The sequence below is a fragment of the Clostridium paraputrificum AGR2156 genome (assembly GCF_000424025.1).
In the GTDB taxonomy this organism is placed as follows: Bacteria; Bacillota; Clostridia; order Clostridiales; family Clostridiaceae; genus Clostridium; species Clostridium paraputrificum.
The window spans coordinates 154514-171036 of sequence record NZ_AUJC01000004.1 but is presented as its reverse complement, the minus strand read 5'-3'; the positions used below and the strand labels follow the sequence as shown (position 1 = coordinate 171036).

Genomic DNA, 16523 nt, shown 5'->3' with positions numbered 1-16523 from the left:
TTATATGACTATAATCTATTCTACTTGAGTTAATAGTCTTCTAGTTATATCTTTAAGTTTTCCTTCACTAAACTCTTCATGAACTATAACAATTATTCCCCTTACATCATTATCGCTTTCATCCCATTTATAGCTTTCAACATTAATAACAGAATCATCTGGCATGAACTCCTCTAAATCTGTTCCAAGTTCAGTGAATAATCCTAATAATTCTTCAAATAGTTCATCTTCTGTTAGCTCATTAATATCATAATCATCTGATAATATTTCCTTTAAAATATCAACAGATAAACTTAAATTTAAAGCTACTACATCTTCTCTCTTACTTCCTTTAGACATATCCTTTAATACTTTAAAATTGCTATTATCTTCTATCAATTTCTTAAAATCTAAACTATCTACAACTCTATTTCCAAATGCTACGTACATATTAATTACTCCTTATTTATGCATATTTGCCATTTCAATATAATGAACAGAAGATTCTTTTATAGATTTTATTTCCTCTTCGCTTAACTCTCTTACTACTTTTGCTGGACTTCCCATACAAAGTACACCTGACGGTATTTTCTTATTTTGAGTTACTAAGCTTCCAGCTCCTATAATAGTATTTTCTCCAATCTCTGCTCCATTTAATATTACAGACCCCATTCCTATTAAAACATTATTAGAAACTTTACATCCATGTATAACACAATTGTGTCCTATAGTCACCTCATCACCAACTATAGTTGGAATCCCAAAATCATTATGTAATGTACTATTTTCTTGTATATTAGTATTTTTTCCAATTACAGTTTTATCCATATCACTTCTTATACAAACCCCATACCATACAGACGTGTTTTCTCCAATTACCACATCTCCAACAACTGCTGCATTTTCTGCAACAAAACAACTTTTATGAATATTAGGTATTTTTTCTTCAAGTCCTTTTATCATGCTTCCCTACCTCGTTTATTTTTTTCTTAATTATATTACCACAAATTTTAATCTTTTATCTATATATTGTATAATTAAAATATATTTATAAAAGGCGGGGAAAATTTATGAGAAATATTTTAACTGTTACAACTTCAACTTTAATGGGTAACTATGAAATTGAAAAGTATTATGGATATATATCTATAAACTTTGTTACTGGAGCTAATTTTTTAAGAGACTGGTTTGCAGGATGGACTGATATTTTAGGTGGAATATCAAAATCTTATACAAGGGAATTAGACGAATTAAAATCTATGGCAAGAAATGCCTTGGAAAACAAAGCACGTTTACTAGACATGAATTGTATACTAGGCTTAAATATCGATTTAGATCCCATCTTTGGTTCAAATTACTCAATGTTTATGGTTTCTGCTACAGGAACAGCTTGTAAAATCACTAATCTTATTAATGATGATAGTAATTCTGAAGAAGAAAATATCAAATTAGATTTATCAAGATTATATTCAAACACACTTATTTCTAATGCCCCCTTAGACTTTTACAATTGCACTATAGATGAGGTTGAAGGATTTTTAGCATCCTTACCAAGTGGAAGTGAAAAAATGCTTGTAGACAAACTTATTGAAGAACTTGGAAATAATCCAACTAAAAATATATTCTCTGGTTTTAAGGATAATATAGATTCTGTTACTGAGTTTCTACTTGGCAAAAATTTCTCTGAGGTATGTAGATACGTAACTGATGATATAACTAAAGAAAAGGCTCTTTTTATTAAAACCTTCAATATTATTGACTATAGTTCTATATTAGAACAATTTAAAAATTTAGCTAATAGTGACACAGAAATTGACCTTTTAGTTTCACTAACAGCTAAACCTCCTCTTGTAACAAAGGATAACTTTTACGCCTTAGAAGAGCTTATTGATTTATTAGAAAAAAAATTTCAAAAGGAGATTACAATAAAATCTCAAGGCTTTGGAAAGAAAAAAGATATGTGGATATGTAAACACTGTGGTTCTCCAGTAGAAATGGATAGACAAAGCTGTTTCAATTGTAATTATGATAGATATGGTCTGCCATCTAGGATTACAAGATATGTTGCTGGAGATGGGCAAATATTTAATTATGAAAAGAGAATATCAAATCTTAAATCAATCTATGAAATTCTCAAAAAATATTATAGCAATAAATAACTTTTTTTAAAAAAGTGGATGCATCAAAACCTTCTTTAATGCATCCACTTTTATTATTATCTATCATAAATATCAGAAAACTCTATATTAATCTTTTCTTGTATTGCAGTTTCAGCAGCTCTATTATCATCATCATTCCACACATCATCCATAACTAAATTAGGAATTTTAAATAAAAAGGTACTTCCCATTTCCGAACTATCTTCTAGCATAACTTCTCCATTATGTTTATTAATTATATCTTTAACTAAAGCTAAACCTATACCACTACCTTCTCTCTCCCTACTAAATGATTTATTACTTTGAACAAATCTTTCAAATATTACATCCTTTAAATGCATAGGTATACCTATTCCTGTATCTTTTACTCTTACATATACCCAAGTTTCATCTACTTGAATATCAACAAAAATTTCTCCACCCTTAGGAGTAAATTTAACAGAGTTAGAAATAAGATTTAACATAACCCTTTCTATTTTTTCAGGGTCACATCCTACTATTAATTCCTCTATGGAAGTGTCAAACATTATATTTATTTTTTTTTCTTCAACATACGGAACAGTAGACAATGTTATATTTTCAATTAAACTAATAATATCTATATTCTTAACTTTTATTTGCATTGCTCCTGTATCTAACTTAGAAATATCTATAAGATTATTTACTAACCTTAATAATCTAAATGCATTTTGACTGATAGTTTTTTCGTATTTAATATAGTATTTAGCTAAAGACTCATAACCATTATCTTTCTGATTGTTTAATAATTGAAGACATGAATAAATAATATTTATAGGTGTTCTAACCTCATGAGATAAGTTTGCAAAAAACTCTGCTCTTATCCTATCGTATTCTTTAATTTCATTATATTTAACTCTTAATGACTTTAGTTCTTCCTTCATTTCTAAACTTCTAGATATAACAACATATCCTTCAAATTCACTATTAATGCGTCTAAAAACTGATTCTACTCTTAAGCTATCACCATTGTTACATAATATTTTATGTTTTATTATCTCGCTATTTTTAATATTATCAATTACAAATGTATCTCCATTATCCTTTTTAAAAAACTCTCCATACCTATGCCCTATTATCTCCTCCACTTTAACCCCTAAACTTTCTATAGCTGAGGTATTAGCAAAAGTAACTATTCCACTTATATCAATAGTAATAATAAAATCTAATATATTCTCTGCTACACTCTTAAGCCTATTTTCACTTATTTTTAGCTTACCAATGACTTCGCATTCATCAGTTTTATCTATAAAGCTTCCTATTATCCACTTTGAATCATCTGTTACTACCTTTTGAAGGTGTACCTCATAATATTTCTTTAAGTTACTAAAATACATTATATTTAAATAACTACCCTTTTCTTCAAGTATCTTTTTTATATTTTCAGAAATTTCTTTATTGATATTAAATATAGAATTCTTCTCCAGTCTATTATACTGGTCCTCTATAGTTGCACCTTCATTAATAATTCCTCTTGCCAATTCATTTGCATATACAATTTTATAGTTTTCATTATACACTAAGATATTACTATGTAAATTCTTTTCATTTGCAGCATAAAACACATTTAGATTAAGTCTTAATTTCTCAGACTCTCTAATTCTAAAAATCATTTCAAAAAACAAACCTATTATTATTACCAAAAAGGCCATAAATGTTAATATATATACAAGTATTTTTACATTATCTGGATATTTATTGTGCAATATAAAAATATACAAATTTTTTATAGTTAGTATATTTATACTTGCTCCAAATATAGAATAAATAATTCTTTTTGTTTTTATACTATTCCTAAACAATATAAATACTAGTATAAAGTGGAATAAGATTAATCCCCAAACTAAATAAAAAAACATCCTTTCACTTACTATATCTTCATAACTTACTACTTCCCCTATTTTCCCAAACATTATTGATACGGATAAAAGGGATACTAATATACATGATAATAACTTATTATTCAATATATACTTAAATAGTATATTTTTCTTATATACTATATAGGATAATAGAAAACCTTCATACAGATATATAGCAATTATTGTTATATATCTATCTCGCATCTCTACTCCCCAATAATTTCCAAATGTGTTGATTATAACGAACTCGATAGTCATCATGGTATATACTTGACTTATTATAAATATGTCATCTTCTTTATAAATATAGTAAAATGTATAACAACATATTAATGAAAATATAGCCAATATTATATCACCATTGATTATAAGACTCTCTATATTAGATTCTTCTATTACTTTAGCATTGCCAAAAAACAATGTTAATATTGCCACAAAGTTAAAAGAAATTATAGTAAAAATAATTGAATATATAGTCCACTTAACACCTATATTATCTTTATACCTCACCTCATCTAAAAACATATATTTCCACCTCTTACTTTGCTATTTAATAAACTTAAAATTCATATTTGTAATTTCATATCTTCCATTATTAATATTTATCTTAAAGAAAGACTTTCTTTTTTTATTTTCTTCTATAAATGAATTATAAAACTCCTCTCCATTTATACTTTTACAAATAGATCTTAAGTTCTCCAAATTCCATCTATAGTAATCAATTTCTACCCTTCTTAATACTTCCTTCTTAGAAATATTCTCAATAATAGGGCCTCCTAAATCTCTTTGCAGACTTAAAAGAGTCTTATTATTAGTTCCTCCATCTAAAATACAAAAGTATCCATAATCTGTAGTACTTCTAATTAGTCTTCCATAAACTTGTTTAACTTTTATACAAAGTTGTGGATAGTTAACATATCTATAATCCTTTTTTCTATAATTAACTATTGCTTTCAGTAATGGATCTTCAATAGATTTATTAGGTATCTTATCTAGAATAACTGCTGTTAATGCATCTCCAGGTAAATCAATCCCTTCAAAAAACCCCTTACTTCCTAATATAATAACCTGCCTATCTCTATCACTTAAATACCTTATTGACTTTTTATTTGAATGTACTTCTATTTTACTTCCCTTTACTAATTCATTAAGTCTATCCTCAACAGCTTGTTTCCTTAAATTATTAGTAAATAACACTAGTATATGACCATTTAACTTCACAGCCATTTCATATATAAATTGAGAAGAATTTTCTATAAAATCTCTACTATTATACCTTCCAATATCCTTTAAAGTAATTATCCTAGTTCTATCTCTTAAGTTAAAAGTAGGTGGAACCACCCACTCATTTGCTTCTTCCTGTCCTAATATAGACTTAATTCTTAAAAATGAATTATTAATCCTAAGTGTTGCAGATAAAAATGTAACACTTTTTACATCATTTAATATCTGTTCATTAAATAATTCATCTACATTTAATGGTATGTTTCTTATTCTAAAATAGCTGTTATCTTTTGATACCTCAAACTCTTTTGCGGTATTTCCTTTTCCTTCTGACTGTTCTATAAATGAATCTAGGGTATCAAAGGAAGACTTTAGTTTTAAAATATAGTTTGTTACCATCCTATATTCGTGCTCTTCCTTACCTTCTTCCCCCTCTAAGGTTATATTATTAAAATACTTATTTAACACTGAATATAAAGCATATATATTTTGTTTTAACTTAGATATATATACATCTAACCCTTTCAGCTTTTCCTTAATATGAGATTCAGCTAAAACATATTCTATCTTAAAGTTATATTCCTCATTAGGAAGCTCTGCATTATTTAAATAAACCAATAAACCTTGAATATCTAAATTTATTTGTGATACCAAATACTTCAATTTATCTAAATCTAATACCTCTCTATATCCTAAAGATGCATTTAAATAATTTAATATTCTAAAGATAGAAGGTTCCTTTCCATATAAGTACTCTAGTTGTTCTTCTAAAACTTTAGATTCAAATTCATCTGCAAAAAAGTCATAGCACTTATCCATTAAATTATGAGCCTCATCTATTATAAGATGAGTAATCTTTTTCTTTTCACCATATGGCCAACTAGCAAGTAAGGAGTGATTTACAACTGTTATATTTTCTTGTGGTAATTCATTATACCTCTTTCTTAAATAGCACTTTTTGTAGCATCTATCTAAGTTACACTCATCACTATCACATAAAAACTTATTTATATCCCCATCTAAGTTAAAATGATTAAAGGCAAACTGAGATACTTTTTCAATATCCCCATACTCACCCTCTTCACATAGTCTTTTTAAAAAAATCTCTCTTAAATTCTCTATTAAGTTACCAGTAACTTCACTATTTTTAGCTAATCGTTCCGGACACAAATAATTGCCTTTTCCTTTTATGTATCCAAAATTTATCCTATCACTTAATCCAAGCATTTCTAGCATATTAGGAATATCCCTATCTACAAGTTGATTTTGTAACTCTTTAGTATCTGTAGAAATAATAAAAGATGCATCCTCAACATTATGTGTATTCAAATTTTTGTAGCACTGAAGTATTCCTATAAGCAAATATGCAAAGGTCTTACCACTTCCTGTTGGTGCCTCAATAAATATACGTTCTTCTCTTTCAATATTTTCTCTTATCTTAAATGAAAATTTCTCTTGCTCTTCTCTATACTGATAATTGAAATCTCCCCCTCTATTCCATATATCCTTCCTTCTTAATAACTTTTCAAATTCATTATAAGGAATTTTCTTTTTCGAAGCTTTAATCTCAACTTCTTGTTTTTTATTATATTTAACATAATTAAATTCATTATAATTAAAAAACAGTGGCTTCTGTAAATACACAGCCCACCCCCATTTTTCATGGATATTATAATCAAGTTTTAATATATTATATAAATTAGCATTTTTCTTTTTATACTCTTCTTCCTTATCCCACAATCTACATAAAAATGAATTAAGTACATAAAGAATATTTGTTGCTTTATTTATATTATCAAAATCAATTGATGTAACTTCTTTTATTAAACTTATAACTCTATAATCTCTTCTCCACGGTTCTAAAATGGAACAAAGTTCCCTTAAATCTAATATTTCATTCTTTATATCACTTATATATTTTTCTAAAAATCTTTTTGTAAATGATGCATCCTCACATATTATTGGAAGCACTTCTATAAATAACATTAACTTTTTTATATCTTGTAATTTATTCTTGAAGGAAGTAGAGAAAACTTCAACATTACCTTCTTTTATTTTTACTCCATCTATTCTTATTATTTCTGAATACAATGGATCGAAGGATGTAGCATCAATGTAAAGATATACTACATTATTTAAAATACTATTATCCACAACCCTACTCCTTTCTTTATACATACCTTAGTATTTTACAAGAACTACTTAAATAAGTAAAATATTTTTTTAGCAAAAAAATAGTCCTATCAAAATTTGATAGAACTATTTATCTAATAAAACTACTTCACTAAATTTTTAGTATCTCTTGCTATAACTAATTCTTCATTAGTTGGTATAACAAATGCTTTTACTGTAGAGTCTTCAGTAGAGATTTCTCTTACTTTTCCTCTTACGTTATTCTTTTCTTTATCAACCTTAACTCCTAAGAATTCTAAACCTTCTAGGCAAGCTTCTCTAGTTTCAGGACCATTTTCTCCAACACCAGCTGTAAATACTATAGCATCTACACCACCCATAGCAGCTGCATAAGCTCCTATTTGTGTTCTAATTCTGTAGTGATATATATCTAAAGCAAGTATAGCTCTTTCGTCTCCCTTAGCTGCTGCATCTTCAATATCTCTAAAGTCTGAGCTTACACCTGAAATTCCAAGTACACCTGATTTCTTATTTAATAATGTATTTACATCCTCTGTTGAATATTTTAATTCATTTATTAAGTATAAAACTATTGCAGGGTCTATACTTCCTGATCTTGTTCCCATTACAATACCATCAAGTGGTGTGAATCCCATTGTAGTATCGATTGAAACACCATTTTTAACTGCACATAAAGATGCACCATTTCCAAGATGACAAGTTACTATCTTAAGATCTTTTATATCTTTGCCCATAACTTCTGCAACTTTATTTGATACATACATATGTGAAGTACCATGGAATCCATATTTTCTTATTCCATTTTCAGAGTATAATTCATATGGCAATGCATAAAGGAAAGCTTCCTTTGGCATTGTTTGATGGAATGCTGTATCAAATACTGCTACCATTGGTGTATTTGGCATTAACTCCTCACATGCTTCTATACCAATCATGTTTGGTGGGTTATGTAATGGAGCTAACTTATAGCATTCTTCAATTGACTTCTTAACTTCCTCAGTTATTAATACTGATGAAGCATATTTTTCTCCACCATGTACTACTCTATGACCAACTGCAGTAATTTCATCCATTGATTTAATTACACCATGTTCACCATCAACTAAAGCCTTTAATACTATTTCAATAGCTTCTTTATGGTTATTCATAGGAGTCTTAACTATATACTTATCTTTTCCTTCAACCTTTTGTGTTAAAACTGATCCTTCAATTCCAATTCTTTCAACTAAACCTTGTGCTAATGAGTTCTCTGTTTCCATATCAATTAATTGATACTTTAAAGATGAACTACCACAATTAATTACTAAAACCTTCATGTTCAATTCCTCCAACTTCATTGTCTTTTATGCTATAAAAGCATTAAATAATTATTATTTCTTATAATGATACCTATCTAAAATACCACTTATATTCTTGACATAATATCATTAAATAATTCACTTCTAAATCGTTTCCATCATTGTAAAAAATATCCTGATAACTACTATCAACAATACCTTTATAATAATGGGTAAAACCCCTGTAGTCAACAGTTTTAACCTGTTTTTTAATGTTAAGTTTTTAACATATATACTCTACTACTTATATTTAAAATTTTGTTATAGTAGTAAAAAAAGAGAGTAACTAGCACTCTCTTTAAAAAACATCTTATTATTCAGGTAATGACCTATGCCCTATTCCTATTACAACTTCATCTAAATGCAATAGTCCAATACTTAAAAAAATACATACAGAAATATGTTCACCTTTTCTTGCTATGCCTATTTTTCCACCTACATTTTGTGCATTTGCTCTATTACTTATTTGCATTAATGCATCTCTAGTTGCACCTATCACTGCTCCTTCATGAAGATGCTCATCTCTAATTAAGTTATTCCTTTTAGATGCCACTAAGGCTCTTTCAAGAATTTTATGAATTGATTCATTAATATTGCCACCAACATTAACTGCTGTAACTTTTACTCCTTGCTTAAAATAGCTTTCTTTTAAAATTTCTTCCTCATCTCTATTACTAATTGCCATTCTGGTAGCAATTCTTGCAACTTCTGTACTATTTTGATTTACCATTTCATATTCTCCATCCTAAGTATAATATTTTGTTATATAACTGATAATGAAAAAACTGTACATTCTTCTAGTGCCAGGAAAACATTAATTTCATCACTTACATTTATATCAATTAAATCAGCCTTTAACTCCTCAACATATTTATTTAGTAATAAACCTAAAGAAATCATTATCCTTAAATCTCTATTCATAAAATATCTATATTTCTTAGTATTTTTCAAAGAATTATAAATATCCTTTAATTCCACACAAAAGCTTTCAGGATCTTCTACTAACATAGTAGCTAGTCCTAATAATGGATATGCTTTATCTGGGATTTCAAATAACTCTGATTTTATATTGCACATTATATTTAATGCTTTTTCAACTTTTGTTTCAACATTATCTTCATCTATCATCAGTAATGTTGAAAAACTTTTTATATCTACAGAACTCTCTCTTCCCGTTACCTTCAATATATTTTCTATTTCAGTAAGTTCTTTTCTTATTCTATCAACACTTCTATTGGTACATGATAAATTTGCATAACTTATATAATCATTATCTTTTAGACTACTATTTATATCAATTATTCTATTGATTCTATTGTCTAATTCTTTACCAAAAAACCTTTTTGCAAGCATTAATGATGCAAAAGCAGCCTTCTCATTTCCTTTAAAACCATTCTGGATTAATCTTTCATATACATATAATGTGTTATTAAATACTTGTACATAATCATCCCTATCATCTAACATAATAGAGCAAATTTTATTAAATACCCCTTTAAAAGGATAAGGTAATTTTCTACTATCTAAATACTTTCTAACTTCTTTTATTTTTTCTAAAGAAAACTCTTTATCTGTCCTAACATATAGCAATGCCTCAAAGTGATTAAGAAGATTTCCATCCCACCTTAATGCCTTTCTAATATCATTATAATTGTCAGAAAGTAAGTCTACCTTACTCCTCAGCTCAACGTCCATATCATCATCCTTTTTTATTCTTATATATTTTCATTATAATAATATCATACATTTGATATTATTTGAATTTTATATTTTTAACATTTTATTAATAAATCCCTATATAGATTAAAGAGGATAAGCATATTAAATACTCATCCTCTTTAACTATCTTCCCATTTTTCTAAATTTTTCATATCTATTAGTTAGTATTTCTTTCCTATCTTTATATCTTAATGAATATACTTCCTCTACAAGTTCCCTTTTTATAGCTGCTGCCATTTTAAGCGGATTCTTGTGAGCACCTCCATTAGGTTCCTTAATAACTTTATCTACTATATTATAATCTATTAAATCCTGTGCTGTTATCTTCATTACTTCTGCTGCTTCCTTAGCTTTACTACCATCTTTCCACAAAATAGATGCAAAGCCTTCTGGTGATAGAATAGAATATATAGAATGCTCTAACATAAGAATCCTATCTGCCACTGCTAGTGCTAAAGCACCTCCACTTCCACCTTCACCTAAAAGAACAGTTATAATAGGAGTTTTTAGCCTACTCATTTCTAATAAATTCTTTGCAATTGCTTCTCCTTGCCCTCTTTCTTCTGCATCAACTCCACAAAAAGCTCCTGGGGTATCTACAAAACAAATAACCGTTCTATCAAATTTTTCAGCTTCCTTCATTAGTCTTAATGCCTTTCTATAACCTTCTGGTTTGGGCATTCCAAAATTTCTTTCTATATTTTCTTTAGTGTTAGCCCCTTTAGTTATTGCAATAATTGTAACAGGAATTCCTTCTAGAAAACCTATTCCCCCAATTACTGCATTATCATCTCCAAAATATCTATCTCCATGTAGTTCTATAAAATCACTAAAAATATTTTCAATGTAAAAGGCTCCTGTAGGTCTATCTTTGTGTCTTGCAATCACCACTTTATCCCATGCTGACATGGTTTTAATTATATCTCTAGTCATTGTTACTCACCCCATGCATTAAAAGAAGCTTATAAAGCATCTTTCTAATATCTTTTCTATGGACTATAGCATCTACAAAGCCTTTTTCTAACAAGAATTCGGCCTTTTGAAAGTCATCTGGAAGTGTTTCTCTAATGGTATTTTCAATTACTCTTCTTCCTGCAAATCCAACTAATGTTCCTGGTTCACTTAAAATAATATCACCTTCCATAGCAAAACTTGCAGTCACTCCTCCTGTTGTTGGATTAGTTAGTACTGTTATATATAGCAAACCTGCATCATCATGTTTTCCTATTGCTGCGCTAATCTTAGCCATTTGCATCAAAGAAAAGATTCCTTCCTGCATTCTAGCTCCTCCAGAGGTTGTAAATATAATTAGTGGTAGTTTTCTTTCTGTTGCACATTCAATTAAGGATGTAATTCTTTCACCTACTACAGTTCCCATACTTCCCATCATAAAATAGCTATCCATGACAGCTATAGCTACAGCTACACCATTAATTTTACCAACACCTGTGATAACCGCTTCACTACTATCAGTTTTTTCCCTACTTTTTTGGAGTTTTTCTTCATAGCCATCAAAACTAATAGGATTGGTTGTTTTAATATCCTCTCCCATCTCTTTGAAACTTCCCTGATCAACTAGAAAATTAATTCTAGTTCTTGCTTTTAATCTTAAGTGGTTATTACAACTATTACAAACATAAAGGTTTGCTTTTAAGTCTTCCTTATAAATAATACTTCCACACTTATCACATTTTAACCACATTCCAGATGGTATATTAGGTTTTTCTTCTGCTTCTACATTTACACTTTTTACTGTTCCGTATTTATTTTTCTTAAATAAATCCTTAAGCATTTCTCTTCACCATCACTTTTTCTAAGAAAGAGGTATCATACTCCCCTCTTACAACTTCATCCATTTCTAATAAAGAAAATTGAAAATCCACATTTGTTTTTACTCCACCTACGCCAAACTCTCCCAAAGCTCTTTTCATTATTGTTATAGCTTCTCCCCTATCTTTACCAAATGAAATTAGCTTAGCTAACATTGAATCATAACAATGCGGAATTTTATAACCACAGTAAATAGCTGAATCTAGTCTTACTCCTCTTCCTCCAGGAACATACAATTCTGTAATTTTTCCAGGACAAGGTATAAAATCTCTATCTGGATCTTCTGCATTAATTCTACATTCTATAGCATGACCTTTAATTTTAATATCATCTTGATTTAACTCTAATTCTAATCCTGATGCAATTTTTAATTGTTCTTTCACAATGTCTATCCCTGTTATCATTTCTGTTATAGGATGCTCTACTTGTATTCTTGTGTTCATTTCCATGAAGTAATAATTACAATCCTTATCTACTAAGAACTCTATTGTTCCTGCATTTTTATAATTAACAGCCTTAGCTGCTCTTTTCGCAATTTCTCCCATCTCAATTCTTAAATCTGAAGTTAAAAATGTTGATGGTGCTTCTTCTAATACCTTTTGATTCTTTCTTTGAAGAGAACATTCTCTTTCATTTAAATGTATTACATTTCCATAATTATCTGCTAAAATTTGAAATTCTATATGTCTTGGATTTTGTATATATTTTTCAATATATAACCTATCATCTCCAAAGCATGCTTTAGCTTCTGCTTTTGCTGTATTATAACCTCTTCTTAACTCTCCTTCATTAAAGGCTATTCTAATACCTTTTCCTCCGCCACCTGCTGATGCTTTTATCATTACAGGATAACCTATTTCCTCGGCAATATAGGAAGCGTGCTCCTCACTTTCAATTATACCTTCAAAACCAGGTACAACAGGTACTTTGGCATCTTTCATTACTTCTCTTGCCTTAGCCTTATTTCCCATTAATTCAATTGAAGCATAATCAGGACCTATAAACTTTATATTACACTCCTTGCACATCTTAGCAAACTTAGCATTCTCCGATAAAAAACCAAAGCCTGGATGAATAGCATCTGCCCCTGTAAGTACACATGCACTTAATATATTAGTTATATTTAAATAACTGTCTTTAGCAGAAGCTGGTCCTATGCATACAGCTTCATCTGCTAGTTGAGTATGAAGGGCCTCTTTATCAATTTCTGAATATACTGCTACCGTTAAAATGCCAAGCTCTCTACAAGCTCTTATTATTCTAACAGCTATTTCTCCTCTATTTGCAATAAGTACTTTCTTAAACATCCTTATCACCTATCCTATAGCAAACATTATTTCTGCTTCACAAACCTTTTTTCCCTCAACAGTAGCTACTGCCTTTCCTATTCCTATAGGTCCCCTTAATTTAATAATTTCACAACTTAAATCTAATCTATCACCTGGTACTACTGGCTTTCTCCATTTAACTTTATCTGCACCAGCAAACATAGGTATTTTCCCTTTAAATTCATTCATACTTAATATTGAGACTGCACCTAATTGAGCTAGAGCCTCTAATATTAACACACCTGGCATTATAGGTTTTTCTGGAAAATGCCCTTGAAAAAATTGATCATTTATTGTTACATTTTTATATCCTTTTATACTTTTACCTTCAACCACTTCAGTAACTCTATCTACTAAAAGGAAAGGATATCTATGAGGTAAAATTTCTCTAATTTCATTTATGTCCATCATCTTTTATATCTCCTTTACCTTAAATAATGGTTGCCCATATTCCACCATTTCGCCATCTCTTACTAATATCTCTCTTACTACTCCATTTACATCACTTTCAATTTCATTCATAAGTTTCATAGCTTCTATTATACATAGTACATCACCCTTAGAAACTTCATTTCCTTCAGATACAAAAGCTTTACTATCTGGAGATGAAGAACTATAAAAAGTACCAACCATTGGAGAATTAATAACTTTTAAATCTTCATCCTTTTCTTCTACCTTTATTTCACTTCCATCTGTAGCAACATTTACTGATATACTATTATTCATTTCCCCTTGACTACTTGGCAATTCTTTTTTAACAACTTCATTATCTTTTTCTTCTGAGACAATATTTCTACTTAATGATTTATCCATTTTTATATGCCCGTCAGCAGTTTCAATTTCAAAGTATGCTAATTGTGATGAATTTATTAACTCAATTAACTCTTTAACCTCTTTAAAATTCATAATAAAACCTCCTAAACCCTACTACCACTTTTTAAATAGTAAAGTAGCATTGTGGCCTCCAAAACCTAGAGAATTTGAAAGAACATATTTTAATTCCCTTTCTCTTCCCTTATTTGGTACATAATCTAAATCTAATTCCTCATCTACATTTTCTAATCCTATAGTTGGAGGTATAAATCCTTCTTGAAGTGCCTTAATACACGCAACTGCCTCTATAGAACCAGCTCCCCCTAGTAGGTGTCCTGTCATTGATTTTGTTGATGACACTGGTATATTGTATGCATAATCATTAAATACCCTCTTAATAGCATATGTTTCATATTTATCATTTAAAGGTGTTGATGTGCCATGTGCATTTATATATGAAACTTCATTTCTTTCTATCCCAGCTTCTTCAATAGCTTCTATCATAGCATCAGCTGCTCCCTCTCCTTCTGGATGTGGACATGTAATATGATAAGCATCGCAAGTACTACCGTATCCTACAATCTCAGCCAGAATTTTTGCTCCCCTAGATTTAGCATGTTCTTCTGACTCTAGTACTAATACAGCTCCTCCTTCACCAATTACAAAACCATTTCTATCCCTATCAAAAGGAATTGATGCCCTAGAAGTATCATTACTAGTATTTAATGCTTTCATGCTGGCAAATCCAGCAACCCCCATTTTGGTAATTGGAGCTTCTCCACTACCTGCAAGCATTACATCTGCATATCCATCTTTTATTAATCTAAATGCCTCACCTATATTATTATTACCAGTTGCACATGCTGTAACCATTGATGTACATGGTCCCTTAGCTCCATATTTTATAGCAATATTACCTGCACCAAGGTTTATGATAGTCATTGGTACAAAAAACGGTGAAACTCGTTTAGATTTTCCTATGGCTATTTTTTCAGTTTCACTTTCCATAGTCATAAAGCCACCAATTCCTGATCCAACATATACTCCAAATCTTTTACTATTAATTTTTTCTACATCTAACCCAGATGACTTTATAGCCTCATCAGCTGCATATAACACAAATTGTGAAAACTTATCTAATCTTCTTACTTCTTTCTTTGGCATAACCTCTTCTGTATGAAAATCCTTAACTTCTGCTCCTATTTTTACATCTATAGTTGATGTATCAATGTTTTTTATATAGTCAATACCGCTTTTTCCGTTCTTAAGGCTATTCCAATACTCTTCAACATTATTTCCTATAGGAGTAACAGCTCCCATTCCAGTTACAACTACTTTTCTACTCATAACACTCCTCCACTACATTACCATTCCACCATCAACTTGGATTACTTGACCTGTTATATAATTAGCACTATCACTAGCTAAGAAAGCTACAACTTCTGCAACATCTTCTGCTTTTCCTAATCTTTTTAAAGGAATACTCTTTTTTGCTTCTTCTTTAAACTTATCTCCTAGCACATCAGTCATATCTGTCTCAATAAAACCAGGTGCTACTGCATTTACAGTTATTCCTCTAGATCCTATTTCCTTTGCAAGAGATTTTGTCATTCCAATAACTCCTGCCTTTGATGCAGCATAATTTACTTGCCCTGCATTTCCAACTAAACCTACTACAGAAGAAAGATTAATTATTTTCCCCTCTTTTTGCTTTACCATAACAGGTGTTATAGCCTTTAAACAATTAAATACGCCCTTCAAATTTACATTTATTACAGAATCAAAATCTTCTTCTTTCATCCTTAATAGCAGTGTATCCTTCGTAATTCCAGCATTATTAACCATAATATCAATCTTACCAAATTTCTTTTTAGCACAATCTATTAAATTCTCCACATCATTTGCTTTGCTTATATCACCTTTAATTCTTAAAACCTCTACCCCTAAACTCAAAATTTCTTTTTCTGTTTCTATAGCCTTATCTTCGCTACTTCTATAATTTAAAACTATATTTACACCTAAACTTGCTAGTTTTAAGGCAATAGCTTTACCAATACCTTTTGCAGCACCTGTAACAACTGCACATTTTCCCTTTAACAT

The 16523-nt window shown here is 29.6% G+C and carries 15 protein-coding genes; 1 reads left to right on the top strand and 14 read right to left on the bottom strand.

Annotated features, from left to right (window positions below):
* Positions 1-15: 15 nt before the first annotated feature.
* Both G594_RS0104165 and G594_RS0104160 read right to left on the bottom strand, forming a co-directional pair.
* Positions 16-429 carry a hypothetical protein gene (locus tag G594_RS0104165; RefSeq protein WP_027097414.1) on the bottom strand — a complete coding sequence of 138 codons (414 nt, stop codon included), beginning with the start codon at positions 427-429 and terminating at the stop codon, positions 16-18.
* A 12-nt stretch (positions 430-441) separates the two neighbouring features.
* Positions 442-942, bottom strand: a complete 501-nt coding sequence (locus G594_RS0104160) for a gamma carbonic anhydrase family protein (RefSeq protein ID WP_027097413.1) — start codon at positions 940-942, stop codon at positions 442-444.
* Between the two features lie 107 nt (positions 943-1049).
* On the opposite strand from G594_RS0104160, the gene G594_RS19530 reads away from it, so the two are divergent.
* Complete coding sequence (locus tag G594_RS19530) at positions 1050-2138, top strand: YbjQ family protein (RefSeq protein ID WP_051195902.1); 1089 nt, start codon at positions 1050-1052, stop codon at positions 2136-2138.
* A gap of 56 nt (positions 2139-2194) precedes the next feature.
* Here G594_RS19530 and G594_RS19525 read toward each other — a convergent pair whose 3' ends face one another.
* The 12 genes from G594_RS19525 to fabG all read right to left on the bottom strand — a co-directional run bounded on the left by G594_RS19525 (position 2195) and on the right by fabG (position 16523).
* Positions 2195-4543 (bottom strand): sensor histidine kinase, encoded by a 2349-nt coding sequence (locus tag G594_RS19525; protein ID WP_027097412.1) that lies wholly within the window; start codon positions 4541-4543, stop codon positions 2195-2197.
* A 21-nt stretch (positions 4544-4564) separates the two neighbouring features.
* Positions 4565-7396: an ATP-dependent DNA helicase gene (locus tag G594_RS0104140; RefSeq protein WP_051195901.1), complete on the bottom strand. Its 2832-nt coding sequence runs from the start codon at positions 7394-7396 to the stop codon at positions 4565-4567.
* Between the two features lie 122 nt (positions 7397-7518).
* Positions 7519-8712 carry an acetate kinase gene (locus G594_RS0104135; RefSeq protein WP_027097410.1) on the bottom strand — a complete coding sequence of 398 codons (1194 nt, stop codon included), beginning with the start codon at positions 8710-8712 and terminating at the stop codon, positions 7519-7521.
* A gap of 334 nt (positions 8713-9046) precedes the next feature.
* Positions 9047-9463 carry a HutP family protein gene (locus G594_RS0104130; RefSeq protein WP_027097409.1) on the bottom strand — a complete coding sequence of 139 codons (417 nt, stop codon included), beginning with the start codon at positions 9461-9463 and terminating at the stop codon, positions 9047-9049.
* A gap of 32 nt (positions 9464-9495) precedes the next feature.
* A complete protein-coding gene (locus G594_RS0104125; RefSeq protein ID WP_027097408.1) occupies positions 9496-10428 on the bottom strand; it encodes a DUF4003 family protein in 933 nt (310 codons plus the stop codon).
* Between the two features lie 147 nt (positions 10429-10575).
* On the bottom strand, positions 10576-11385 hold the full coding sequence (locus G594_RS0104120) for an acetyl-CoA carboxylase carboxyltransferase subunit alpha (RefSeq protein WP_027097407.1): 810 nt from the start codon (positions 11383-11385) through the stop codon (positions 10576-10578).
* Entirely contained in the window at positions 11378-12244 is an 867-nt protein-coding gene (gene accD / locus G594_RS0104115; protein WP_027097406.1) for an acetyl-CoA carboxylase, carboxyltransferase subunit beta, read from the bottom strand. Before accD ends, G594_RS0104120 begins: the two co-directional genes overlap by 8 nt.
* Positions 12237-13589 (bottom strand): acetyl-CoA carboxylase biotin carboxylase subunit, encoded by a 1353-nt coding sequence (locus G594_RS0104110; RefSeq protein ID WP_027097405.1) that lies wholly within the window; start codon positions 13587-13589, stop codon positions 12237-12239. The genes accD and G594_RS0104110 overlap by 8 nt, the downstream gene beginning before the upstream one ends.
* 9 nt (positions 13590-13598) lie before the next feature.
* Complete coding sequence (fabZ, locus tag G594_RS0104105) at positions 13599-14021, bottom strand: 3-hydroxyacyl-ACP dehydratase FabZ (RefSeq protein ID WP_027097404.1); 423 nt, start codon at positions 14019-14021, stop codon at positions 13599-13601.
* 3 nt (positions 14022-14024) lie between these two features.
* Positions 14025-14516, bottom strand: a complete 492-nt coding sequence (gene accB, locus G594_RS0104100; protein WP_027097403.1) for an acetyl-CoA carboxylase biotin carboxyl carrier protein — start codon at positions 14514-14516, stop codon at positions 14025-14027.
* Positions 14517-14537: 21 nt separating this feature from the next.
* Positions 14538-15770, bottom strand: coding sequence for a beta-ketoacyl-ACP synthase II (fabF, locus tag G594_RS0104095; RefSeq protein ID WP_027097402.1), 1233 nt, complete (start codon positions 15768-15770; stop codon positions 14538-14540).
* Between the two features lie 12 nt (positions 15771-15782).
* A complete protein-coding gene (fabG, locus tag G594_RS0104090; RefSeq protein WP_027097401.1) occupies positions 15783-16523 on the bottom strand; it encodes a 3-oxoacyl-[acyl-carrier-protein] reductase in 741 nt (246 codons plus the stop codon).

Excerpts from the sequence above, each read along its gene's own strand:
- G594_RS0104120 (WP_027097407.1), bottom strand. The coding sequence starts at position 11,385 with ATGACTAGAGATATAATTAAAACCATGTCAGCATGGGATAAAGTGGTG.
- G594_RS19530 (WP_051195902.1), top strand. The coding sequence starts at position 1,050 with ATGAGAAATATTTTAACTGTTACAACTTCAACTTTAATGGGTAACTAT.
- G594_RS0104110 (WP_027097405.1), bottom strand. The coding sequence starts at position 13,589 with ATGTTTAAGAAAGTACTTATTGCAAATAGAGGAGAAATAGCTGTTAGA.
- G594_RS0104130 (WP_027097409.1), bottom strand. The coding sequence starts at position 9,463 with ATGGTAAATCAAAATAGTACAGAAGTTGCAAGAATTGCTACCAGAATG.
- fabF (WP_027097402.1), bottom strand. The coding sequence starts at position 15,770 with ATGAGTAGAAAAGTAGTTGTAACTGGAATGGGAGCTGTTACTCCTATA.
- G594_RS19525 (WP_027097412.1), bottom strand. The coding sequence starts at position 4,543 with ATGTTTTTAGATGAGGTGAGGTATAAAGATAATATAGGTGTTAAGTGG.
- fabZ (WP_027097404.1), bottom strand. The coding sequence starts at position 14,021 with ATGATGGACATAAATGAAATTAGAGAAATTTTACCTCATAGATATCCT.
- G594_RS0104125 (WP_027097408.1), bottom strand. The coding sequence starts at position 10,428 with ATGGACGTTGAGCTGAGGAGTAAGGTAGACTTACTTTCTGACAATTAT.
- accD (WP_027097406.1), bottom strand. The coding sequence starts at position 12,244 with ATGCTTAAGGATTTATTTAAGAAAAATAAATACGGAACAGTAAAAAGT.
- fabG (WP_027097401.1), bottom strand. The coding sequence starts at position 16,523 with ATGTTAAAGGGAAAATGTGCAGTTGTTACAGGTGCTGCAAAAGGTATT.
- accB (WP_027097403.1), bottom strand. The coding sequence starts at position 14,516 with ATGAATTTTAAAGAGGTTAAAGAGTTAATTGAGTTAATAAATTCATCA.
- G594_RS0104165 (WP_027097414.1), bottom strand. The coding sequence starts at position 429 with ATGTACGTAGCATTTGGAAATAGAGTTGTAGATAGTTTAGATTTTAAG.
- G594_RS0104160 (WP_027097413.1), bottom strand. The coding sequence starts at position 942 with ATGATAAAAGGACTTGAAGAAAAAATACCTAATATTCATAAAAGTTGT.
- G594_RS0104135 (WP_027097410.1), bottom strand. The coding sequence starts at position 8,712 with ATGAAGGTTTTAGTAATTAATTGTGGTAGTTCATCTTTAAAGTATCAA.